Origin of the sequence: Alteromonas sp. KUL150, assembly GCF_009811475.1 — a bacterium.
Taxonomy (GTDB): Bacteria; Pseudomonadota; Gammaproteobacteria; order Enterobacterales; family Alteromonadaceae; genus Alteromonas; species Alteromonas gracilis.
In genome coordinates, this window is record NZ_BLIJ01000050.1 from 22,148 (window position 1) to 46,174 (window position 24,027).

Genomic DNA, 24,027 nt, shown 5'->3' on the forward strand with positions numbered 1-24,027 from the left:
GTGAACATGCGTTTATTATCAGTTTTATTGGCCGTTTCCTCACTGCTTTTATCATCTCAAGTAGGGGCGCAGCGCATAAAAGACTTAGCGAGCATTCAGGGTGTGCGTAGTAACCAATTAGTAGGTTACGGCTTAGTCGTTGGATTGCCAGGAACGGGGGAGCAAAGCCCGTTTACAGAGCAAAGCTTTCGTACCATGTTGCGCAACTTCGGTATCAGTCTTGACGCTAATACCAAACCTAAAATTAGAAACGTAGCAGCGGTTGCGGTTCACGCAGAACTTCCGGCTTTTGCCAAGCCTGGGCAGACCATAGATATTACGGTTTCTTCAGTAGGTGAAGCGGCTAGTCTTCAGGGAGGAACGCTGCTACAGACGTTTCTCCGTGGCGTAGATGGTGAAGTTTATGCAGTGGCGCAAGGTAGCCTAGTTGTTAGCGGATTTGGTGCACAAGGCGGCGACGGCTCTAGGATTGTAGTCAATACCCCAACTGTAGGCAGAATACCAAACGGGGCCATGGTAGAGCGCTCAGTTCCCAGTGGTTTCGCCAATGGCGATACGCTAACCCTCAACCTTCATTATCCTGACTTTTCAACGGCAAAAGCGCTAGCCGACACCATTAATGAAAGATTGGGCGCGCAGCCTGAAAATGGCTACATCATCGCAAAACCCATCGACGCTGCATCTGTACGAGTTACAGCGCCGCGCGATGTAGGTCAGCGAGTAGGCTTCTTGGCTACACTCGAAAACTTTGAGTTCACTCCGGCAGATGCACCGGCGAGAGTTGTGATTAACAGCCGCACCGGCACAATTGTAATTGGTAGTGACGTACGTTTGTTGCCAGCCGCTATTACGCACGGCGGGCTTACGGTAACGATTTCAGAGAATCAGCAGGTTTCACAGCCTAATGCCTTTGCTGATGGGCAAACAGCCGTTACCACACAGTCCATTGTGGATGTCGATTTAGCTGATAGCCGTATGTTTAAGTTCGAGCCAGGCGTAACGCTTGACCAACTCGTGCGCGCCGTAAACGAAGTTGGTGCAGCACCTGGTGACTTAATGGCAATCCTTGAAGCATTGCGTCAGGCAGGTGCTTTACGTGGCGAACTTATCATTATTTAACGGGTGTAAGTGGAATAAATACGATGGAATCACTCAGCACAAAAACTCAGCTTGATATGGCTCGAAACGTCCATGACATGGGCAGCATAAACAAAATGCGCGAAGCCATTGCGTCAGGCGATGAGACAGTATTGCAAGAAGCTGCGCAGCAGTTCGAGGCGATATTTGTGCAAATGATGCTGAAGTCTATGCGTAAAGCACAAGATGCCCTTGCTGACGAAAACAGCCCGTTTAATTCACAGCAAGTTAAATTTTATCGCGACATGCACGATCAGCAGCTCGCCACAGACTTGACATCAGGCGGTGGCTTAGGGCTTGCAGACGTTATTGTAAAACAGTTAGGGCAGACAGAAGATAGTTATACGCCCGCGATCGTAATTAGAAGTGACGGTGATTTATCTTCTTTAAATAGAAACCGCGTACAAAACGTCGCGCAAGCTCAAGACGCAGCCCTTCACTCTGAATCAATAAAGAGCAGGTCAGCGCAAAAAGACGCCATGTTCGAGACACCTGAACAATTTATCGAAAGCCTTATGCCGATCGCCGAAAAAATAGCAGAAAAGTATGGCATGGATCCCAAAGCTATTGTGTCTCAGGCCGCAGTAGAAACGGGGTGGGGTAAATTTGTAATTCACAAGTCAGACGGCAGCAGTTCACATAATCTGTTTGGCATAAAGGCCAACAAGGGGTGGCAAGGTGAACAAGCGGTGGTGGACACATTGGAATTTAACAATGGACTTCCGCAAAAACAAAAAGCGGCATTTAGATCTTATTCATCGGTAGAAGAGGCCATGGAAGATTATGGCCGATTTATCACAACGCAGCCTCGCTATAGTCGGGCTGTTGACAACGCGTCTGATGCCGTCAAATACACAAGCGCGCTTCAAGAAGCGGGCTACGCTACTGACCCTGAATACGCAAGCAAGATAATGGCCGTTTATAACAGCGATCGTCTTCGCGGGCTAATGCCATAATTTCGGGTCATCGGTGAGGAGAATACAGTGAGTTCGGTTGACTTATATTCATTAGCGACAAGCGGCGTAAATGCCAGCAGTAAGCTATTGCAAACAACGAGCAACAATATAGCCAACGTGAACACGCCAGGCTATGTTCGTGAGCGCACTGAACTGCAAAATAGCCAAGTATTTGGCGTCGAAATTGGCAACACCGAGCGTATTATCAATGTGTTCGCCCAAAACCAACTTAGAAGAGATATTACGGCTGTTGGTGAGCTTGAAGCATTTTCTAGCAAAACAACGGCTATTGATAACCTGTTGGCAAGTGAAGCAAACTCCATTTCAAAAGGGTTGAGCGAATATTTCTCAGCGCTTCAAACCGCCGCTGACGATCCGACTAACCTCGCATCACGTGAGCAAGTACTTAGTAAGTCTGAGTCTCTCTACAATCGTATGAGAACCTTGTCGGATTACATGCTTGAAAAAGAAGAAGAACTCAATCTTGAGTTCACGTCGATGGTAAACAGAGCGAATACGTTGATTGGCAGTATCGGTGATTTGAATCGCAACATTGTTATTGCAAATGGCAACAGTACGAGCGACCAGCCGAGTGCCCTACTTAACGAGCGAGACCAAGCTATTGATGAGCTTGCCTCAATAATGGGAATAACCGTAAAGGAAAGTACAACGCAAAACGGCGCGGTAACCATTAACCTTACCTCAGGTGAGTCTCTCGTTCTTGAAAACGGTGCGTTCAATCTTTTCGAGTTGAGCTCTAGCGCTGATTTGACCACCAAGGAAATCAAGTTAGAAACTGATTTTGGTTCACAAACTAAAAATAACGCATCCTTACGTATATTAGAAAGTGATCTTGGCGGCGCATTAGGCGGCCTATTCAACTATCGAAATGAAGTCCTAGGCCCAACGATGCGTGACGTTGGTCAGTTATCTGTAGCCTTTGCGGACGCTATGAATACGCAAAACAAGCTGGGTATGGACCTAGATGGCCAAATCGGTGGTAACATTTTTGACATTCCCTCGTTCAGAGGCTTAGCGTATGAAGACACCAATGGTGACTACGTAGTTACAGCACAGATCACGGAAGGCAAGGGCGCTGAATTAACTGATGCTGATTATAAAATTGAAGTAACGGCGGTTGCTGCTGGGGTACCCAGTGAGATAGAAATTACGTTTTTAAACCCAGACGGCACGCCCAAAAAAGACGGTTCAGGCACAGACATCATTTTTTCAAACTTTGCTGTGACACCTGGTTTTAACGAGTTGCCCGGTGGTATTGAAATCGACTTTTCGGGAAGCGATCCTTACACCGTTGGCAATACATTTTTAGTTCAGCCTACTAAAGATGTAGCTTCAAAAATAAGTTTTGCGACAAATCGTCCTGAAGATTTAGCTTTTGCTAATCCCGTGAGGGCAGGGGCTGATAGCGCAAACTTAGGTAGTGCAAATATTATTGATGTTGCCGTATCAAACACAGAAGTAGGAACGTCAGCCTTTGATGGAGCGGGAGGCATTCTAAATTCTGCGCCTGCTCAAATCAGTTTTACGGCGGCTGATACGTATAATGTTTTGGATGGAAGTGGAACGGTGCTCGCTACCGTTACTGGCACAACGAACTTAAATAATCTTATCAGCCAAGCAGGCATTAGCCCTGACCCAGGGTTTGATCTGAGTTTAGATGGCGTGCCGAAAGCCGGGGATAGCTTTTCAATTAGCTATAATACAGATGGCTTTAATGACAATAGTAATGCGCTTAATTTAGCCGCTCTTCAAAGTGAAAATAAAGTACAGGTGAGCAGTGAAGCCACCAATAAGCCTCGTACGTTTCAGGATGCGTATGCGTCTATGGTTGGGCGAATTGGCGAAGACGCTTCAATGGCTAATGTTTCACTGGCCTCAGCAGAAGCGATGAAAGTGCAATCGCAAAATTGGTTTGAGTCTGTTTCGGGTGTAAGCTTAGATGAAGAAGCGGCTAACTTAATAAAGTATCAGCAAAGCTATGCCGCAGCAGCGCGAATTCTATCGACCGCTCAAGAGCTGTTTAATACCATTCTGCAGTCAGCAAGGTAGGTGATTTATGCGTATATCAACGAATCAAATTTATGACCAAAACATGCGCTCGATTATGCAGAACCAGGGCGATTTGGCAAAGACACAAGAGCAACTGGCCTCGGGCAAGCGCATAATTACGCCCAGCGACGACCCTGTTGGTGCGGCAAAAGTACTTCGCTTGACTGAAGAAATTGACGAACTCACCCAGTTCCAGCGTAACAACGATTTGGTTACTGGTTCACTTGAACAGCAAGAGGCGGTGCTCACCAATATTACCGACTCAATTAACCGTGCCCGCACGCTTATCGTTCAGTCGGGTAACGGTATTCTATCTGACCCTGATAAACGCGCTATAGGGGCTGAATTAGAACAAATTAAGCTCGAAGTGTTTGATCTTATGAACACGCAAGATGCTGATGGGAATTATTTATACGCTGGCTTCCAATCAGGTAACCAGGCGTTTGAATACAACCCAGCTGCAGGTGGCAACGCCATTACGTTCGCGGGCGATCCTGGAGTAAGCTTCGTTCAGCTATCAAATAGTTCGAAGATTCAATCAACTAGTAATGGTTACGAAGTGTTTGAAAACGTGCTATCACGCTTTAAATTCTCGGTTGATAGTACTATTGGCGCTACAGTGAACACTGCATCGGTTAAACAGCAGGGAACATTCGACACTTTTTTTGACAAAAACTATGACCCGGTAAATGCTGCGAACAACGATTATCGTATTAATTTTTTAGCGTCAGGGCAGGCTGAACTTGTCAATCAAGGAACCGGTACGGTTGTCGACTCAGTTTCCTATATATCTGGTCAGCCTTTCACTATAAAGGGAATGGAGTTTGATGCGACGGCCGCGCCTGGCGATAGTATCGACTTATCCTTTAATGCGCCTGAGAAAAAAAGCATGGCCCAGTCTATTCACGAAATTCAAACGATTTTGATGGATTCCACAATAGATAATTCAGCGCTTCAAGAATCGATAGCCGATGCATTAGTAGGTTTAGATAACGGGCTTGAAAAGCTTTCTTTAGAGCGTGCTTCGATTGGTAGCCGGTTAAATATAGCCGAGAGTACTTACGAAAGTAACCTAGATATGGAAATTGCCGCGAAAGCGCAGCGTTCGTCAATTCAGGATGTGGATTACGCCGAAGCATCTACTGAATTTGCGAAGCAAGAAACGGCATTAAGTGCTGCGCTAGCTACTTTTCCTAAAGTGGCCAACTTGTCGCTATTTGATTTTGTTTAGCCTTTCTAATTTGTTAATTCACTAACGCCGGATAAACACGCCAAATAAACTCGAGCTTCGTTGTCTACATGACAAGAGTAGTAGGAAACATACAGGCGGTCGTTTTCTACTACTAAACCTGGATAACTCGTATCTTTACTGCTTGGCAACGTATGTAGTTCTTCAAGTTTTTTCGAGTCACTGTTGAACAGCCATATTTTCGTAGAGAACTCTCTAGTTTCCCATTTGACGTGTCTTCCAGCGACAATAAATCGATTTCTACTTATTGCTACAGCCGCAGGACCGCCTATGTAAATTCCCAAATCGTGCCATTCCCATTTAGTAAAAGGTGGCTTCGATGTGCCAAATTGTGCACTGAAAGTATCGGCATCTCTTCTTAAAAATACCGAGGCGTTGCCGTCGTCATCAAACAAGATTGTGCTTTCATTAGGGTAACCTTTGCCTTGCTTTTTTAGGTTAAAAACATCCTCTTTATGGGGCCGCATTGTGCGAGTGGGGTCGCCCTTATAAAGAGATAATGTGTTTGAGGGCCGATTGTAAGCAAATCCGTAGGCTTCAGAACCAAACCATTCATGGTTCCACAACCACCAACCGCTTTTACCAAAACTATTTTTGCCTGACCAAGATTGTCCTGTAGTTGAAAAGTAAGTCAGCATTTTAGTGACCATTTTTCCGGTAGCTAAGTATGTTTTTGCGTAAGTAGTTAGGATAAGCCGTGTCCCATCGAAAGAAAATTTAGGATCTCTTAAATCTGCATTGTTTTCTCTGATTGTCATTTTCCTGAGAACGCGAAAAGTCTTTTTTTCTACTGTCAGAATAACGAGAAAACCATCGGCACTAACGTGATTAGTTGCTAGGCGATAACAACACAGTAATGTTTGACCGCCTTCGTCGAAAGGATTTTTAATTAAATCGGTGAATGCACAATGGGCAGCAGGCTTAGAAATACGCATTAAATTAACTAGATTCAACTTTTTTTCCACCTTAAATCTTCCTTAAAAATCCAATGGTTACAAACGCATTTGCGGGTTCTTGGCGGCAATATATTACCGCTTATCGGCAAAAATCGTAATTTTTCCTAAAGGGAATTTACATTTTGTCGATACAGATTCTGAGAGAGCCAGTTCATCAATTACCCCTCAGGTCTTGATGACTACTAAAACAAAACGTCGGCAATGCCGACAGCCAGCGCACGCTGGACTGAGAGTGTAGGAGAGACTTTATGTCTATGTTCGTTAATACCAATGTATCCTCATTGAATGCCCAGCGTCAGCTATTTGATGTTAGTAATTCTTTGAGCACGTCTTTTGAACGCCTTTCTTCAGGCTTCCGTATCAACAGCGCTGCTGATGATGCTGCAGGTCTACAGATTACCGATCGAATGACTTCACAAATTCAAGGACTTAACCAAGCTGTACGTAATGCAAACGATGCGATTTCACTGTCGCAAACTGCAGAAGGTGCACTATCTGAAACAACAACAGCTCTACAACGTATACGTACGCTTTCTATTCAGTCGCAAAACGGTATCAACAGCTCAGCTGACCGTGTAGCACTGCAAAAAGAGGTGTCAGCACTACGTACTGAGATTTCGCGTATCTCTACAACAACACAGTTTGCTGGTGTAAACATTCTATCAGGCGATTTCTCTGCTAAATTCCTTGTAGGCGCCAACGCAGGTCAGACTATTTCTGTAAACCTTTCTAGCCCAACGCTAACACGTGCTGGAGTTAATGGTTTTAGTGCGACGGGATTGAATATCACAGGAACTGGTGTTGACGTTCTTACGAGCGAAAACGCTTCTGGTCTTTTAGCAAAAGTAGACAGCGCCATATCTGCAATTGGTGGTTTACGCGCAGACCTAGGTGCGCTACAAAACCGTTTCCAGTCTACAATTCGTAACTTGAGCAACATCTCAGAAAATGTTTCTGCTGCGCGCTCTCAGATCAAAGATACGGATTTTGCTACTGAAACGGCAAACCTAACGCGTAACCAGATTATTCAGCAGGCAAGCACAACTGTATTGTCGCAGGCTAATCAGCGTCCGCAGGCAGCATTATCGCTACTTGGTTAATACTATATCGAGAGTGGAGCCAGGAGGTAGTGCTCTAGTCCACAAAGCGATTCATAAAGCCGATACCGATATGGTATTGGCTTTATTTTTTCTCGGTTAAAATAACTTACGTAGTCAAACGATAAAAAGGCGATTAACCATCGGCATTTTTTAATTTTTGAATTACCCTAGTATTAATTCGTCAGACCCACCCCCTATCTTGCTTCAATACTACTTCCGCTAGAAGTTTTTCCAACCCTATGTGTTTGATAATAAGTAACTTTCATCCGAAAACTAAAAAACCTCCAAAATATTTTAAAAAACACTAAAGTAATTTTCCCCAAGTGACGATAACTATTACAAAGGGAGGTATAAGAGGTTTTATACTTCCTGAGCCAATAAAATAGTGGTTTACATTATCAATATTTAGCTTTTGATGGGTAGATAACTTTTTTTAAATTGGTTTTAAAGTTAGGAAAAACAGTGTTTTATCTTTGTTTGAATAAATTTTTAAAAATTTCTAAAGAAAATTTGTTTGAGTGACGATAAATAAGAAGGTTTGTTGGGCGAGGGACTGCTGACTGGCGAGAGTGAAGCCAGGAGGTAGTGAGAGGTTTGAGGTCTGGAACATCAAACTCACCAGCCAGCAAAGAGAAGTAACTTCTCTGTATAGCAAGTTTTATCGGTAGTGTGCCGGTAAAACGTCAGATTACTCTGACACCTGAATAAAGCACAGGCTATGCCATTTTTAAAACTACAGCGCAGATAATAAAAACAATAGCGCAATCTCGAAACTGTTAGGAGAGACCCATGAGTCTATTTGTTAATACCAATGTGTCATCGTTAAATGCACAACGTCAATTATTCACAACTGGCAATAACTTAAGCACTGCTTTTGAACGTCTATCATCTGGTTTTCGAATCAATAGCGCTGCCGACGACGCTGCTGGTCTTCAAATTACCGACCGTATGACATCTCAGATTCAAGGTCTGAACCAAGCGGTACGAAATGCAAACGATGGTATATCGCTTGCACAAACGGCTGAAGGAGCGATGTCTGAGACCACTACGGCGCTTCAACGCATTCGCACTTTAGCGATTCAATCACAGAACGGTATTAATAGCTCAGCGGACCGTGTTGCGCTTCAAAAAGAAGTCTCTGCACTTCGCACGGAAATATCGCGCATTTCGACGACAACGCAATTCGCAGGTGTAGACATTTTAACGGGTGATTTTTCTGCCAAGTTCCTTGTTGGCGCCAACGCAGGGCAGACTATATCAGTAAACTTGTCTGCACAGGCACTGGGTCGCGCAGGTGTTAATGGTTTCAGTGCGACAGGCCTAGGAATTATCGCTGACGACGTGTTAACCGAAGCTGGTGCATCACGTTTGTTAACCGCGGTAGACAAAGCAGTATCGGCAATTGGCGGCCTACGCGCTGATTTAGGTGCCTTACAGAACCGTTTTCAGTCAACTATTCGTAACTTGAGTAACATTTCTGAAAACGTGTCTGCGGCAAGATCGCGTATCAAAGATGCTGACTTTGCCACTGAAACGGCAGAGTTAAGCCGCAACCAGATATTACAGCAGGCAAGTACCACAATTCTTGCCCAGGCGAACCAGCGCCCACAGGCTGCATTATCACTACTTGGCTAATTACCAAAGTTAGTTATTAGGCGCTTATTTGGGAAGGAGTTGAGAGGCCATCCCCTGAAGAAAGGTTAGCGGCCATTTAGGCCGCTCCTTTGAGAAAGCGTCGACTAACAGGACTGAGAGTGTAGAAGTGTTGGTTGAGAGGCCAGTTTATCCTACTAAACCCTGCCAGCCGACAGAAACTGAATTTGCTCAATCTCCTAACGTGAGCAAATTGGCCGAGATTAAATTGTCTCGGCCTTTTTTTATTTTTACCGAAACATCCCACCAATTTCAAACTGCGGTAGAGCAACGCCGCGAGTTCATAGTATCTAAAGCATATTAAGTGCCAACTTAAAAATTATAAGATCATATCTGTCTCCAACTTATCACTCACCACCAAAATTGTTCCCTTTAATCTACTTCGTTTAAGAACGACTACTCTTTCTCCTTCCTTGAAAGGACCCAGTTAGTACGATTGATACTGCGTTAAATTAGAATTAAATCTTCGATAAAAATTTATTTTTTGCTTTTAAATCATTGCTGTAGATTGCTGGGTCTAGTTTTTTTTAAAAAAAATAAAAAAAAAGCTAAAGAACCTAAAGCCTTGGCCGATACCTATTGTTGAGGGGTAATTTAATTTACTTTTATATTGAGGTGTTAGCGGGAGTAGTGACCCAGCTAATATGAACTGGAAGGATTTGATTATAGCAGTTTTGCCATCGAATCCCTAGGAGGTAATCTATGTCTTTATTTGTAAATACCAATGTTTCATCGATCAATGCGCAGCGTCAGCTTTTTGACGTGAACGATCGTCTAAACACTTCGTTTGAAAGACTTTCATCGGGATTCCGCATTAACAGTGCATCGGATGACGCTGCAGGTCTGCAAATTTCTGATCGTCTTACATCGCAGGTACAAGGTCTTAACCAGGCCGTGCGAAATGCTAACGACGCTATCTCTTTGTCGCAAACAGCAGAAGGTGCGCTTAGCGAAGTTACTACAAGCCTACAGCGTATACGTACTCTTGCTGTACAATCACAGAACGGTATTAACAGCTCTGCTGATCGTCTGGCACTACAAAAAGAAGTGTCTGCTTTACGTACAGAAATTTCACGCATCGCTACCGATACACAGTTTGGTAACGTGAACATATTAGATGGTAATTTTTCTGCGAAGTTTCTTGTTGGTGCTAATGCCGGCCAAACAATTTCGGTAAATTTGTCATCAACAAATCTGGGTTCCATTAGCGGATTCAGTGCTACAGGTCTTGGCATCACTACAAACAGCGTTGCTACAGCGGGCGGTGCATCAGCCTTACTTAGTGATGTTGACGCTGCTATCTCTGGTATTGGTGCGGTTCGTGCAGACCTAGGTGCACTTCAGAACCGTTTTCAGTCAACTATCCGCAACCTGAGCAATATCAGTGAAAACTTATCTTCGGCTCGTTCACAAATTCGAGACACAGATTTTGCTGCGGAAACAGCAGAGTTAACGCGAAACCAGATTATTCAGCAGGCATCTGTTTCTGTACTAAGCCAGGCAAATCAGCGTCCACAAACTGCGCTGTCTTTGCTCGGATAAGCTATACTTTAAAATAGCGACCTTAGTTGAGATGTAGCGGGTGCTTGCTTTTTAAGCAAGGGCCCGTTTTGTTGTTTCAGTCGGGAGGTATTACGTGGAAATTCAAAATACCCAAGTTGGCCAAGTGTTTGCATCACTAGCTCCTAAGAATTCTGAAGTTGTTGAAGCTGATATTCAGAATAAAACTGCTGTTCTTGAAAGTAGTGAACCGGCTACATCTAGCGATACGCGTCGAGGCAATACGCGACTGGCAATTGATGAGTCGAATAATACAGAAAGGCAGCAAATTCTTTCTCAAGGTTCTCAAGCGCAGGCCGATAAGAGTGAAGAAGAGCGTAATGGCATTGAGTTAGATGATGCTGTTGCGAAAGTTGAATCATTCTTAAAAGTTCAGAATCGGGATTTAGCGTTTACTATTGATGAAAATACTAATCGTTCGGTAGTGACAGTTAAAGATTCAAAATCTGGTGACGTAATAAGGCAAATACCTTCAGAAGAAGTGTTAAAGCTTGCCGATCGGATCCAAGAGTTACAACAGGATGTTGGGGACAGTGTGGGAGTGTTTATCAACAATCAAGTTTAGTTTGAGGTAAAGTATGACAATTCAGTCTCTAGGTGTAGGATCAGGTTTAGCCCTTGATGATCTTGTACAGCAACTTCTTAGCGCAGAACGCCAACCCAAAGAGGAGCGTTTAAATGCAAAAGAAGAGCGTATCGAGGCTGAAATATCTGGCCTTGGTAAGATAAAGTCTAAGCTCTCTGACTTTAAGGACGCCGTTGACGAACTAAGAAGCGATAATGGCATTAATGGTCGTGAGCCCACCATTTCTAATCCCTCAGAAGACAATGATGTGCTTTCTGCCGAGGCTTCTAACTCAGCGCTTCGCGGGAGTTACGAAATTGTTGTAGAGCAGCTAGCGTCTGGCAGTCGAATTACAACAGACGCAGGTGCATTCACGTCAAGCAGCGATCCCGTACTTACTTCAGGAACAGGCTCATTAACGTTTGACGTGGGCGGAAGCAAAAGCTTTACCGTAGATGTTACCGCTGGGATGTCACTCACCGCATTACGCGAAAAAATAAACAACTCTGATAACAACTTTGGTGTAACCGCAAACATCATTGATACAGGAACCGGTGCAGGGCCTCGATTAGTATTCTCGTCGAGCGAAACTGGCAATGGAAACGATCTCGTTATTACCAATGACACTGGCGCTACAGAGTTAGATAGATTGTCAACGGCAGGTGGCACAAACAATATCAGTGCCGCAAATATTCAGAGTGCAAAAAATGCGGTAGCTTATATCGACGGAATTGAAGTTCAAAGTAGCTCCAATGAATTTGAAAACACGATTCAAAACGTTTCCTTTGAAGTAAATGAAGTCTCACCAAAAGATGCTGCAGGCGATTTCTTAGCTACTAAATTGAACATTGGTTATGACAAAGAAGGTTTAGATAAAAAGATCAGAGATTTTGTCGATAACTACAATTCACTGATTGATGAAATAAAAACTTTGACGCGCTACGGTGAATCTGAGCTTGAAGACGATGGCGCATTAGCAGGAGATTCATTACTGCGTGGTATACAAAGCGGATTAGCTTCTATTGTTGGCGATAGCGTAAGTTCTTCTTCATTAGGAGGGCTCTTCCAGATCGGTATTGAATTTAATGATGACGGAAAGCTCGAAGTCGGCACAACTGATTTTGGATTGGGTTCTGGCGAAGACAGACTGGAAGATGCTTTAGAAGATAATTTCGATGAAATAGCAAAATTGTTTACAGACCCTGACGAAGGCATCGCAACTCGACTTTATGACTTTTCTAAAGAGTACACCTCATTTAGTGGACTAATTAGCTTGAGAGAGCGCGCAGCCAAGGATGATAGGGATGATATATTTGATGAACGTGAGACCCTCGAACTGCGTATGTTGAATTATGAAGAAATCCTTCGAGATAAATATTTAAACCTCGACCAAACCGTAGCGCAATTAAACCAAACTGGTTCCGCGCTTTTAGCGTCGTTATAAAAAACATAAATTTGGAGTTTTTATGTCACTTAAAGGTATAAATGCATATCGCAAAGGTAACCTTAAGCAAGATATTGCTAATGCCGATCCGCATAAACTTACACTTATGCTTCTTCAAGGCGCATTAGACAGAATTGCATACGCTAAAGGTGCCATGGAACGCAAAGAATTAGTAGCCAAAGCCGATTTCATTTCAAAAGCGAATGCGATCATAATGCATCTGCGTGACACTCTTGATTTGGAAGTGGGCGGTGAAGTCGCTGAGAATATGTTTGCGCTATATAACTATATGATTGAGCGCTTGAACGATGCACATTTTAACAACGACTTGAATATGTTAGATGAAGTGTCTAGCCTATTAACACCTATCCGAGATGCATGGGTACAGATTCCTGAAGAGGCGAAACAGGAAGCTTACGAAGCCCAGCGTCAGAAACGACAAGCTGTGTGAAACTACAAGACCTTAACCACTCTTTAACGCCAACAGCGCTGCAAAACTTAAACGAAAGCATTGCGGCGCAGTTACTGTTGGACCAAGAAAAACCCTCTGATTACGCTATGCTGAGAACATTGTTAGCAGAGCGAGATTGCCTTATAAAAGACCACTTAAACTCACTTTCTGTTAGCGAAAAGCGGCAATTTTCTGAAAAAGAATTGATCGTCAATCGCCTCCTCGAGGAGTTGGCCTTTAAATTGCTTGAATCTTCAAAAGAAGAGATTATTCAATTTGTTAGAGGCAAGGCTGCAGTCAAAAAATACAAATAGAAGTATTTTTGCTTTAGACAGCATTGGTTTATTCATTTGACATAGCTTTTATACTTGAGTCTCCTGTAAACTCCTCTTGTTGCGTCAAAATTATGTCTCGTTCTTAAATAAAACTAAAATTTTAGAAATCGTATAATTGGCAGAGCTCTTTGATTAAGGCGCTGGAGTCGAAAAATGCTAAAAGATATTAGAATCCACTTAGACCCAGATGAAAAGAAACAAAGCGAGCTAGAAAAGAAACTCGCTGAACGAGTTACACAAAATTATCGGCGAAATTTCGGGGCATTCAAGGCGTATGTACCTAATATAGTCGATAAAATTGTGCAAGCTGCAACGCTAGATATTTCCATTTTTACTAATCGGAATGGCGAACTTAATATTGTCAATTACAGCAACGGTCGTACATTCTACGATTTGTCACCCGAGAAGGAAGTTCAAGCTCAGTATGTTGAAAAATTACTTCACTGTACCTATTGCGATCTAGACAGAAATGTAAGCTATAACTCCAACTATGAACATTACTTACCTATTTATGACAGGTACTTATCGCAACCCCCTTTAACAAAAGATATTAATTTACTCGTTGTTATGGGAGTGGGCTTAGGCTTTCATATTCGAACCTTGGTTGAAAACCATAACATCAAACACCTTGTTATTTATGAGCCGGAAGAGCAATATTTTTTTGCTTCACTCTATACGTCAAATTGGAAAGTCATACTAGAAACGGCCAAGTCGAAAGGCACTGCACTTTATTTTCAATTAAAAAATAGTGGTATATCTATGTCTAATGACATAGAGGAACTGAAAACTCATTTTCCAATTTCAGGTTTTTATTTTTATCGGCATTATAATCACAATACGTTCAACCTTCTCGAAAATGCATTACTTACTTCTAGTTGGGAGAACTTTCAAAAAGATGGTATCAGCAAACAGCTAAGAAAGTCTGAGGAAAGTCTCCTGCCGCATTGGAACAAACCTGTTTCAATGAAGCGACTTGATGAGGCGAGCAAAGAGGAGCGTTTTACTCTCAATGTAGAAGCTTTTAAACGCTACGTCCCGAATATTGCCAATGAATTTGAGTGCTACACACCTAATTATTGGGTTCCAATGCAGGACGCGCGCGGTGCAGTAAACATATTTAGCAAAGTATCTCTGGCTAATTGGTACAGTGATTCACCATTTGAAGATGCCAGTATAAATTTCGAAAACTTCAAAGAGTATCCGAATAAAGATGGCTTAATATTGGGGTATAACGGGGTTAAGCTGAAGCATTATCAACACTTTCAGTTTGTTAAAAAGGCAGAGAAACTTTTAAAAGACGCAGGAGATAAAACAAGTAAGCTACCCGAGCAGATAAAGTCGCTAATTCTATTTGGTATTGGACCTCAGTTAGAAACGTTGTTTGAGAACAACGATGTTGAAAAGCTCTTCGTCTGTGAGCCTAATCGCGACCTATTCTATGCATCGCTTTATTTAATAGACTGGGCAAATATTCTTGAGCGCATCGACCAGAAAGGCGGACGTTTATACATTAATGTTGGAGATGATGGCTCAAATCTATTTAGAGATTTGCTGAATCAGTTTTATTCTGTTGGTCCCTACATTCTCGCTAATACATACTTTTATCAGACCTATCATAACACCAAGATGGTTCATACCATTAGTCAGCTGCGTGAGCAGTTGCAAGTTGTTATTGCCATGGGTGAAAACTTTGATCATGCTCGCTACGGCATTGCGCATACAAAAGAAACCATAGGTAGAAAGTATCCACTTCTTTTAAAGGACCCTGCAAAAAAACTATCACTAGCAGACAAGGATATTGCAGTCTTCATCGTAGGAAATGGCCCGTCACTAGATAGCACAATCGATGCTATCAAGTCTTTTAAAGACAAAGCTATCGTGGTCTCGTGTGGTACAGCGCTTATGCCGTTGTATAAAAATGGCATAGTTCCAGATTTCCATGCAGAAATCGAACAAAATCGTTCTACTTTTGATTGGAGCTGCCGGATTAACGACTTTGCTTTTTTAAAGCAAGTGGACTTGTTGTCATGTAACGGAATTCATCCAGATACATGTAAGTTGTTTAGAAATACCTATATCGCATTTAAAGAAGGTGAATCTTCTACGGTTTCTTCACTAAAGTTACTCGGTGAAAAAAACTACGAAGAACTTCAGTTTGCTTATCCTACGGTATCCAATTTTGCTATAAACCTGTTTACCTTGATGGGATTTCAGCAGCTTTACTTGTTCGGAGTCGATTTAGGTTTTGCAGAACAAGATAAACATCATTCTAAGCAGTCTGGCTATTATGACAATCATGGAAAGGAAAAATATAGTTATAAAGAACGGCATAATACCAACATCGTGGTGCCAGGAAACTTCAAGAAAAGTGTGTTTACCAAGTATGAATTTAAAGTTTCCAAAGCCATTATTGAGCGCACGCTTGCAAAAGCTAAAGTAGATTGTTTTAACACAAGTGACGGTGCGCTTATTGCTGGCGCGAAACCATTACCTGTAGACGACATCCTGTTAGTGACATCTGCCTATGAAAAAGAGGAGGTGTTGAGAAAAGTGAAGGCGGAAGCATTTCAACCTTTGTCGGAAGATCGCGATTTTTTACAAGAATACGATAGTTTTTACGATCAGCCAACCTTAGAAAAACAATTGAATGAGTTTGTAGCGATGACGCAAGATGCTTTTGAAGTATCGGACGATGCAGAGCATTACACAGAAAAACTTAAAAAGAAGTTGTTTTCGTCATATCAAGAGGGAAGGTCACTTCTTTTCTATTATCTTTACGGTACGGTAAATTTTGCTAACTCTGCATTCAGTAAGTTGCTTTATTCGGATGAATCAGAATACGAAAAAGTGTCACGTCTCAATATGCTAAGGGAAACATGGCTTGAAACACTAGAAATGATTCGAGGTGCGATCCTGCAAGGGAATCACATATTCGATAACGTCTCTAGTTTTGTGCCAGAGCGTGAGGCTATTTTTATAAAAGAACAAAGCCAACAATTTACCGCACGATCTAATCTGAGTGAGAACGATAATAAATTCATAAAACAATATTTAGATGCGGTTTCTGAAATAGACAAACAGTGGTTCGAGCTCAACACTAACAATAATGAGACCGCATTACTCTGTGACGAAAAAAATTACCCTACTAAAGAAAGTATGTCTGGGGCACATGTCGTTGTACAAATTGATAAAGATACATCCCAGAAAGCGTTAGCAGATTTCTTCTGTAAACAAAATACGATTTTATATCATCATCCAGTGTTTGACTTTAAATATGACGTTGATGCGTACCTTAATGGTGAAACTGTTTTCTATCATTCAATTAATAAAGCATCTTGGACTGTAAAGGCTTGGATTCAGAAAAAGATTGCACTAGTCATTCTGCCAAAGCTTTATTTTGTGGGTGAAAGTAAAGAAGTTTCAGATGGTTTAAGGGATTATGCAGAACATGTGTTAAGTATGTTCCCAGATCATGTCAGCTATATCGATTATCCAAATTACATTATGATTCCAAAGGATAACGCTCAATATAATGACTACATAGTCGATAAATTGGGTAATAGAGGTGTTGTATGTGTTGGCAAGCCAAAGGTTGAGTCGATGTTTTTTGAAGGGGTGAGCAAACGTGAAGCACACCAACAAATTGAAAACAATATTTTGTGGTGGGGCTTTGGAAGTGAGCAATGAACTTTTCTGACAAGGCCGCTGTAACGGCAACAATGAACAGCACGCCATTGGTATCTGTGATTGTACCGAATTATAGGCACGAAAAGTACCTTGAGAAAAGGCTCGGCACTATCATCAACCAAACGCATAGTAATATTGAAATTATATTACTAGATGATGGTAGTCCTGATAAAAGCGAGGAAGTGCTTACCGCATTTGCTTCAGCCTGTGAGAAAGTTGTTGGCTTATACGTCAGCAATTCGAATTCAGGATTACCTATAAAACAATGGATAAAAGGGGTTACATTAGCTAAAGGCGATTTTATTTGGATAGCCGAGAGCGATGACGAAGCTGAGCCTGAATTGCTTACCACACTTCTTTCTATTTTAAAGGACAACCCCTCAGTCGGCATGGCTTACTGCGACAGCGAAATAATTGATGAAAGTAGTCAAATTATCGCTAGGTATGACTACTCCTCTCATCACTATTCTGACGATGGACTGTGGAAGCAAGACTTCTGCATGAAGGGAAGAGACTTTGTTAGAGATTACATGGTTTATCGCAATGTAATACCTAACGTAAGTGCAGTATTGTTTAACGCTTCAGTTTTGAAAAAGAACCTCCGCGAATGCGACTTCAAATACTGCGCAGATTGGGCGCTTTACAATAGAATACTGTTGTCGCATGACATTGCTTTCACTTGTATCCCTCTGAATAAATTTAGAAAACATGTTCAAACAACGCGTTGGCACAATAAGAAAAGTTATGCGAAAGAGTTAAGAGAAAAGTTTACGCTATTGAAATCATTGAGGAGTGCTGTGGGTTTAAATAAAGGTGCCCAAAGTAATATTAATTCTTCATTGAACTTTATTTTTTCGAACAGGCATAAATTCAAGAGGATTGAGTATTTGTGCAGTCAGATTGCTGCTCTGGACAACTCTTTAATTACAGAACTGTATATATTTGGCGCTAATGATATAGCCGAGCGTGCTGTCGAAACATCACTTACAATGAATGTTAAGCCCATCGTCATAGATACCTTTAAAGCTGGACAAATATTTAAGGGAATAGAAGTTTTGCCTTTAAATCTCAATAGTTTCAATGCTGCGAGTGCCGTTGTTGTTTGCTCTTTAAGCTATCAACAGTCAATGCAAGCGATACTTGAAAACTGTGGTTTCGAAGGATTGGTGTTACGAGTATAGAGAAGACTGATGAACAAAAGCATTCTTATAGTTGGATGGAAACAGGAGCTTGAACAGGTCGAGTCTTTGGTGAGCTCATTAGAGAACGCGCAAGTCATTTTGTTTGATGATGAAGGACTGGTTTGGGCACCCTCTAAAAAAGTTGATAATATCGAGTTCTTAGTTATAGAACAGGGCCAGTTCACTCACAGGGATAGTAGCCTCAAGGCACCTTCTGAGATAGCGTTATGGCTCTATAAAAATCCATCTTTCGATACAATATATTTCTCTCGTTACGCTGGACTTGGGTACTTTGCTAATGTTTTGCATCAAACCGTTGAACGCTGTATGTACTGGAATATTCGCTGGTTTGGTTGTCATTCAGTTCAGCAGGATTATGCTAACGCAAAACGGTTTCTCGACAAAAATGGTTTGCTGCTAAGTTATCTTGAAAAGCATCAAGAAAGAAAAAGAACGCAGCTGAAAAATGAACGTTCGCAAATAAATATAGATGATGTTTCGGTTATCATCCCCTTTCATAATCGCATAGATTATTTACCTTTAACTCTTTTGTCTGTAGCGCAGCAAGGTACCGGACTTGAAGTTGTTATTGTGAATGATGCGAGTAGCCAACTAGAAAGGGAACAGTTAGCAGACTTGGTGAAAGACCCGCGATTTTCTAATCTACACATTAAAATCATTGATAGTAAAACTCCCCTTGGTGCCTCCAACGCAAGAAATAAAGGCGCTGCAAATACAAACCGCGACTATATATTTTTTCTTGATGATGATGACATTCTCGCACCAGACGCACTTCGCCTCTGCTGCGACACGCTATCAAGAGAAAATGCTGATGTTGTTACCGTTGCTTTTTGTTTTTTTGATGGCGACGGTATCCCTGATTTCGCAAACGAAAAGGGCATGCTAATTCAATTCCATGATGCCAAAGACTGGTCATCAGCGTTGTTATACAACTGTGTAGGAGGCATTAGCGCACTGTACCGCAAAGTTGCTTTTGAACAAGCCAAGGGTTTTCAGTGTGGAGAGTTTGCAGGAGAGGAGGATTGGCAACTCATCTTGAAGCTTTCATTTACAGGCAAAAATATCGTCAACATACCCTTACCGTTTTTATGGTATCGAAATACACCATTTAGCTTAAGTAAAAAGATGTTGCGGTATGAGAGTCGACAGCAGCTATTTGCCTTATATGAAAGTGTTCTCCCCGAACCTTTAGTGGCTCTCTCTGAGTTTGTAACGTCAACGCAGCATATGCAGAAATCTTCGTCTGATGAAATCGCAATGCTGGGGTGGGAGTTATATCCTTATCGAGAAAATCCTGTTTACATCTACGGTGGCGGGGAATTGGGACGCAACGTTTTAACGTTTTTAAAAAAGCTTGAGCCATCAATAAGCATCGAATTGATAATAGATAGAAATGCGTTATTTATCAAAGAGATAATGGGGTGTAAAGTGGTCGCCCTAGATAAGTGTCTTTTTAAAGACAATGCAGTGGTAGTCATTGCCTCATTGAGTTTTGTTGATGAAATTGCAGCACAACTACCCTCCTCTGTGAGTCATGTTATCAAGTTGAAAAAGTAGGAAAGATTATGAATGACAGGCCTTTTCTGAGCTATGTATTACCCACTAGAGATAGGCCTCAGCTGCTTAAAAAGTGCCTTGAATATCTATATGCGCAGCAAACTGATGATTATGAAGTAATTGTCTCTGATAATAGCATTAATAAGCCCTGTAAAGACGTTGTTGCTCCATTTCTCAAAGATAAAAAATTTAAATATTTTAGACCGACTGAACCTTTATCAATGCCTGATAATTGGGATTTTGCGATTGAAAAAGCACAAGGTCAGTACATCACTGTTATCAATGAAAAATTTCTTTTTCATCCACGAGCAACGACGGTTTTGCAGGAATTAGCTGATGAATTTAATACCCCTGATATTTTATCTTGGCAGTATGAGCATTTTGCGATGTTAGATGGTGAAGGTCAGCGGGGTACTTATCACCCCCTGATAAAGCCGGTAATGCCATCTGTTTATAGTGCACTTGAAGAGCTAAAGCGACGATTTGACTTTATCGAGCCTTTGTTTGGTCGTTCCACACAGGAAAAAATTAGTTTTGGTAAAATTTATTCAGGTGCAGTTAACCGAAAAATTGTAGAAAAGATAAAACAACATTACGGGCGTATATTTGTGCCAATGAGTCCTGATTTTACTTCTATGGTTTGTGCGCTAAATTTTAGCAATAAATGTGTGGATGTGGGGCGTAGTCTTATGATGGTAGTCTCGGGAGAGAATATTTCAAATGGTGAGAGAACTAAAGTCTCTCTTCCCGCGGCAAAGCAATTTCTAGAAGAAACAACGCCTGACTTCTCGCAGTACATATCGCAACTTGTCGTTCCCGGCTTCTGGCTTGGACATAACATATTTATTGCATCAGATTACGCATGCATTAAAGCAATGTATTCGACAGGTAATTTGAGCAAAGTAAAGCTTAACATTCCAGCAGCCTTGGGCTGGGCAATGATTGAGTATGATCAAGTCACTGAATGGGGAGATGAAGACCCTGCGAACTTCAAAAAGATTTTGGATGACTTTTATGCATTGCTCACGGACGAAGAGAAAGCTATCACAGATAGCATTATTGAAAAAAATGAGAAAATCCGTCAGCCGAGTCCTCGAGAGATTTATCATTCGGGCCTTACAAAAAGCGATATATATATACCTGATATAAGTCCAGAAGAGCTTGCTCGCTACCACTGGGAAAAGCAACTTGCCCTGCCACGAAAGCCAGTATCCACAGGCCCTCAGCATCTAGATGATGCAATGCAGTTCTACATAAAATACACTAATCTCTCTTTAGAATTGCTTGGATTATGATGCTAGATAAAAAGCATGTTGCCGATCATGACCGTTTGACTGATGAAATCTTAGCAGGACTGCTAAAAAAGGTTGGCTTAATAAAGTCAGCGGATATTAAAACCGCAATGTCAGATTTGCTCTGCTATTACAAACAACACTTATCACGCGTTGAGAATAAGATTAAATGCGGCTTTTGGGTTCAGCGCAATGCTGCAATGAATCACATGTTTGAGTTGTTCTGTTCGCTCAAAGAGTATGCGCAAATTGAAGTTCTCGCTATTGTCGATATTGATGAGGTTAAAAGTAACCCACAGTGGCTAATAGAGAGTAACTGGCTTGATGTTCCGTTTCTCTTGTGTTTCGAGGAAGATTTTCAACAGTTAGACGCGCTAGATATTGTTTTTATACAAGAATCGAACTTCGAACTTAGCTTTAATTGGCCTACAAATGTTAAGCGCATCGGGTGTCAGCACGGTATCGATGTAAAGCTGACTAAAACACTAAACGAATACGGTGGATGTCTAGAGTTTGATTATATTCTTTCAGCCCAGCCTGTCACGTGTGTTAACAAGCAAGCGTTCTCAGGTTACTTTCCAAGAGCATTGCGACAAGCAAGCAGTGATGCTTTAACAGTCATTCCTTTTGGCTCAATAAAATTCGATAAGTTTTATCAGGTTTACAGGCAGTGCAGCAAAAAAAACACGGCGATTATTTACCATCTCTCCAACCTTGCTTTAGAGGCGACTTGGGTCGTTGATCACATAGCACCGACCGTTACTTTTCTGTTAACTCATTTTCCAGAACACGAGATTATTTTCAGACCTTTTCCAGAAGATTTCTCTCACCCAAAAATTGCATCTGTCATTGAGGGCTTCAGTAACAACCCGCGGTTTACCTTCAGCCAATCACCTTCTTATATTGGCGACTACAGCAGAGGTGTGGCAATGGTCTGCCACAGGCAATATCAATCACACCTTTATCCTCTTGTTACCGGACAACCTATGCTGGTTTTCAAACCCGGCGGCGGAAAGTCTGCTATAGAAACAACTATTTCTAGCTTAGATGAATTGAAGGAAAGACTGAGCGCGATAATTGAGGGGACAAAGGAGGAAAATACACCGCAATATCATAATACTGTAATCTGTAATCCAGGTAACTCAGTAGGTTATCTCGTTGAAAATCTCCACTTTATTCTAAATGGCGTTAGGCTACCTGTATGGCAGGAATATAAGCTAGACCTTATGGAGTCCGTCGACAAGTGTCTGGAACAGTATCAAAGGTCGTATCAACCATTTAATAAGCTTGCGCTTGCTGCCTGGAAAAAATATCCCGAAAAAATGGACTACGCAATTACAGCCGCTGAGTCTCTATCAAGACGAACAGAGAAAGAATTCGATGTGAATCCTGGTTTAGCGCTTTTATATTTGCGTAAAGCACTCAACGTTGTTTTAAATGTTGCAGAACTTAATGATGCCAATAGCGAAAAACTAGCTAGTTGGATGACTCGACAGGGCACTTTTATTTTGGGAATGATCGAGCAGTTGTGTAGCTGTCTAGAAACGCCGCTACTTGAAACTGAAAAAGTGATTATTAACCAGTTCGGAAAAAATGTGGCTCGCACAATTCCTTCACTGTACGCTCAAAAACTCTCGGTGAGATCTTGTCATAATGGGCAACAGCTTTGTACTGCTTCAAATGCAGTATTGTATGGTTCTGGTGAGCTCGCGAGTCAATTTATAATGCAACAAAGAGTAGGTGGAACATATGACATTGTGGGCGTTGTCGACTCTTCACCTTCACGACATGGGTGTAAGTTCGAAGAGTACATTATTAGTCAACCAAATGAGCTACTTCAATTAGATGTTCCTATTATTATTTGTTCATTGGCTTTTGCTGAAGAAATCTATTTAAGCTTATGCCAATTAGGTATCTCGACAGAGCGAATGTATAAAATTTTTTAGCGTAATAGAGTCAATATGGGCCTGATGCTTGCTTTATTTTTGTATATACTTCAGTGTCATAGAAATGACAAATTACCAAAATACACAAAGGCTTAATAATGAAAGCAGTAATCTTGGCGGGTGGTTTGGGTACTCGAATAAGTGAAGAGTCACATCTACGCCCGAAGCCCATGATAGAAATTGGTGGCAAGCCAATACTGTGGCACATAATGAAAATATACTCTCATTATGGAATTAATGACTTTGTGATTTGTCTTGGCTACAAAGGTTACGTAATCAAAGAGTATTTCGCTAACTATTTTCTTCACTCTTCTGACGTCACATTCGATATGCGCTCGAACAATATGGAAGTGCATGAGAAGCATGCTGAGCCTTGGCGTGTCACTCTAGTGGATACGGGCGAATCGAGCATGACTGGTGGTCGATTGTTGCGCGTACGAGAATATCTTGATGATGAGACTTTCTGTTTTACCTACGGTGACGGTGTTGCGGATATTAATATATCCCAAGCGATCAGTGCACATCGAGCTTCGGGAAAAACGGCTACCGTTACGGCAATTCAGCCTCCTGGCAGATATGGCGCTCTTGATATTCAAGGTGATGTGGTTAATCGATTCAAAGAAAAACCGGCTGGTGATGGCGCTTGGATAAACGGTGGTTTTTTCGTACTTGAGCCACAAGTGTTTAATTACTTAACGTCAGATGAAGACAGCTTCGAAGATAAACCTCTTATGGAATTAGCGATGAATGGGCAGTTAAATGCTTATAGGCATCATGGTTTTTGGCAGGCCATGGATACATTGAGAGACAAAAACCAGCTAGAGTCTATGTGGAAACAGCCTAATCCGCCGTGGAAACTGTGGTAAG

Annotated in this window: 18 protein-coding genes; 17 read left to right on the forward strand and 1 reads right to left on the reverse strand. The window is 41.8% G+C overall.

The window, feature by feature from the left end; all coding sequences use genetic code 11:
* The first annotated feature begins 6 nt into the window (after positions 1-6).
* The 4 genes from GVO62_RS11675 to flgL are packed head-to-tail and all read left to right on the forward strand — an operon-like array spanning position 7 to position 5,394.
* Entirely contained in the window at positions 7-1,119 is a 1,113-nt protein-coding gene (locus tag GVO62_RS11675) for a flagellar basal body P-ring protein FlgI (RefSeq protein WP_105930246.1), read from the forward strand.
* A gap of 23 nt (positions 1,120-1,142) precedes the next feature.
* Positions 1,143-2,093, forward strand: a complete 951-nt coding sequence (flgJ, locus tag GVO62_RS11680; protein ID WP_159119401.1) for a flagellar assembly peptidoglycan hydrolase FlgJ — start codon at positions 1,143-1,145, stop codon at positions 2,091-2,093.
* A gap of 27 nt (positions 2,094-2,120) precedes the next feature.
* Positions 2,121-4,163, forward strand: coding sequence for a flagellar hook-associated protein FlgK (gene flgK, locus GVO62_RS11685; RefSeq protein WP_159119402.1), 2,043 nt, complete (start codon positions 2,121-2,123; stop codon positions 4,161-4,163).
* 7 nt (positions 4,164-4,170) lie between these two features.
* A complete protein-coding gene (gene flgL / locus GVO62_RS11690; RefSeq protein WP_159119403.1) occupies positions 4,171-5,394 on the forward strand; it encodes a flagellar hook-associated protein FlgL in 1,224 nt (407 codons plus the stop codon).
* A 5-nt stretch (positions 5,395-5,399) separates the two neighbouring features.
* On the opposite strand, the gene GVO62_RS11695 is transcribed toward flgL, so the two are convergent.
* Entirely contained in the window at positions 5,400-6,377 is a 978-nt protein-coding gene (locus tag GVO62_RS11695; protein ID WP_159119404.1) for a hypothetical protein, read from the reverse strand.
* Positions 6,378-6,616: 239 nt separating this feature from the next.
* Here GVO62_RS11695 and GVO62_RS11700 point away from each other — a divergent pair, with 239 nt between their 5' ends.
* From GVO62_RS11700 to rfbF, 13 genes are all read left to right on the forward strand, one after another.
* Positions 6,617-7,468: a flagellin N-terminal helical domain-containing protein gene (locus GVO62_RS11700; RefSeq protein WP_105930241.1), complete on the forward strand. Its 852-nt coding sequence runs from the start codon at positions 6,617-6,619 to the stop codon at positions 7,466-7,468.
* A 789-nt stretch (positions 7,469-8,257) separates the two neighbouring features.
* Positions 8,258-9,103, forward strand: a complete 846-nt coding sequence (locus tag GVO62_RS11705; protein ID WP_159119405.1) for a flagellin N-terminal helical domain-containing protein — start codon at positions 8,258-8,260, stop codon at positions 9,101-9,103.
* A 720-nt stretch (positions 9,104-9,823) separates the two neighbouring features.
* Positions 9,824-10,663, forward strand: a complete 840-nt coding sequence (locus tag GVO62_RS11710) for a flagellin N-terminal helical domain-containing protein (RefSeq protein ID WP_105930239.1) — start codon at positions 9,824-9,826, stop codon at positions 10,661-10,663.
* 94 nt (positions 10,664-10,757) lie between these two features.
* Entirely contained in the window at positions 10,758-11,246 is a 489-nt protein-coding gene (locus GVO62_RS11715; protein WP_105930238.1) for a flagellar protein FlaG, read from the forward strand.
* A 13-nt stretch (positions 11,247-11,259) separates the two neighbouring features.
* The gene (fliD, locus tag GVO62_RS11720; protein WP_159119406.1) at positions 11,260-12,690 is read left to right on the forward strand and encodes a flagellar filament capping protein FliD; all 1,431 of its coding nucleotides are present in this window, start codon (positions 11,260-11,262) and stop codon (positions 12,688-12,690) included.
* A 22-nt stretch (positions 12,691-12,712) separates the two neighbouring features.
* A complete protein-coding gene (gene fliS, locus GVO62_RS11725; protein ID WP_105930236.1) occupies positions 12,713-13,141 on the forward strand; it encodes a flagellar export chaperone FliS in 429 nt (142 codons plus the stop codon).
* Positions 13,138-13,455: a hypothetical protein gene (locus tag GVO62_RS11730; protein ID WP_159119407.1), complete on the forward strand. Its 318-nt coding sequence runs from the start codon at positions 13,138-13,140 to the stop codon at positions 13,453-13,455. Before fliS ends, GVO62_RS11730 begins: the two co-directional genes overlap by 4 nt.
* A 174-nt stretch (positions 13,456-13,629) precedes the next feature.
* The gene (locus GVO62_RS11735; RefSeq protein WP_159119408.1) at positions 13,630-17,163 is read left to right on the forward strand and encodes a motility associated factor glycosyltransferase family protein; all 3,534 of its coding nucleotides are present in this window, start codon (positions 13,630-13,632) and stop codon (positions 17,161-17,163) included.
* Positions 17,160-18,344: a glycosyltransferase family 2 protein gene (locus GVO62_RS11740; RefSeq protein ID WP_159119409.1), complete on the forward strand. Its 1,185-nt coding sequence runs from the start codon at positions 17,160-17,162 to the stop codon at positions 18,342-18,344. Before GVO62_RS11735 ends, GVO62_RS11740 begins: the two co-directional genes overlap by 4 nt.
* Before the next feature lie 9 nt (positions 18,345-18,353).
* A complete protein-coding gene (locus GVO62_RS11745; RefSeq protein ID WP_159119410.1) occupies positions 18,354-19,922 on the forward strand; it encodes a glycosyltransferase family 2 protein in 1,569 nt (522 codons plus the stop codon).
* An 8-nt stretch (positions 19,923-19,930) separates the two neighbouring features.
* A complete protein-coding gene (locus GVO62_RS11750; RefSeq protein ID WP_159119411.1) occupies positions 19,931-21,217 on the forward strand; it encodes a glycosyltransferase family 2 protein in 1,287 nt (428 codons plus the stop codon).
* On the forward strand, positions 21,214-23,160 hold the full coding sequence (locus tag GVO62_RS11755; protein WP_159119412.1) for a nucleoside-diphosphate sugar epimerase/dehydratase: 1,947 nt from the start codon (positions 21,214-21,216) through the stop codon (positions 23,158-23,160). The genes GVO62_RS11750 and GVO62_RS11755 overlap by 4 nt, the downstream gene beginning before the upstream one ends.
* Before the next feature lie 98 nt (positions 23,161-23,258).
* Positions 23,259-24,026 (forward strand): glucose-1-phosphate cytidylyltransferase, encoded by a 768-nt coding sequence (rfbF, locus tag GVO62_RS11760; protein WP_159119413.1) that lies wholly within the window; start codon positions 23,259-23,261, stop codon positions 24,024-24,026.
* The last annotated feature ends 1 nt before the right edge of the window (position 24,027 follow it).

Coding starts and splice junctions, on each gene's coding strand:
- GVO62_RS11675 (WP_105930246.1), top strand. CDS start 7: ATGCGTTTATTATCAGTTTTATTGGCCGTTTCCTCACTGCTTTTATCA.
- flgJ (WP_159119401.1), top strand. CDS start 1,143: ATGGAATCACTCAGCACAAAAACTCAGCTTGATATGGCTCGAAACGTC.
- flgL (WP_159119403.1), top strand. CDS start 4,171: ATGCGTATATCAACGAATCAAATTTATGACCAAAACATGCGCTCGATT.
- GVO62_RS11700 (WP_105930241.1), top strand. CDS start 6,617: ATGTCTATGTTCGTTAATACCAATGTATCCTCATTGAATGCCCAGCGT.
- GVO62_RS11705 (WP_159119405.1), top strand. CDS start 8,258: ATGAGTCTATTTGTTAATACCAATGTGTCATCGTTAAATGCACAACGT.
- GVO62_RS11710 (WP_105930239.1), top strand. CDS start 9,824: ATGTCTTTATTTGTAAATACCAATGTTTCATCGATCAATGCGCAGCGT.
- fliD (WP_159119406.1), top strand. CDS start 11,260: ATGACAATTCAGTCTCTAGGTGTAGGATCAGGTTTAGCCCTTGATGAT.
- fliS (WP_105930236.1), top strand. CDS start 12,713: ATGTCACTTAAAGGTATAAATGCATATCGCAAAGGTAACCTTAAGCAA.
- GVO62_RS11735 (WP_159119408.1), top strand. CDS start 13,630: ATGCTAAAAGATATTAGAATCCACTTAGACCCAGATGAAAAGAAACAA.
- GVO62_RS11740 (WP_159119409.1), top strand. CDS start 17,160: ATGAACTTTTCTGACAAGGCCGCTGTAACGGCAACAATGAACAGCACG.
- GVO62_RS11745 (WP_159119410.1), top strand. CDS start 18,354: ATGAACAAAAGCATTCTTATAGTTGGATGGAAACAGGAGCTTGAACAG.
- GVO62_RS11750 (WP_159119411.1), top strand. CDS start 19,931: ATGAATGACAGGCCTTTTCTGAGCTATGTATTACCCACTAGAGATAGG.
- GVO62_RS11755 (WP_159119412.1), top strand. CDS start 21,214: ATGATGCTAGATAAAAAGCATGTTGCCGATCATGACCGTTTGACTGAT.
- rfbF (WP_159119413.1), top strand. CDS start 23,259: ATGAAAGCAGTAATCTTGGCGGGTGGTTTGGGTACTCGAATAAGTGAA.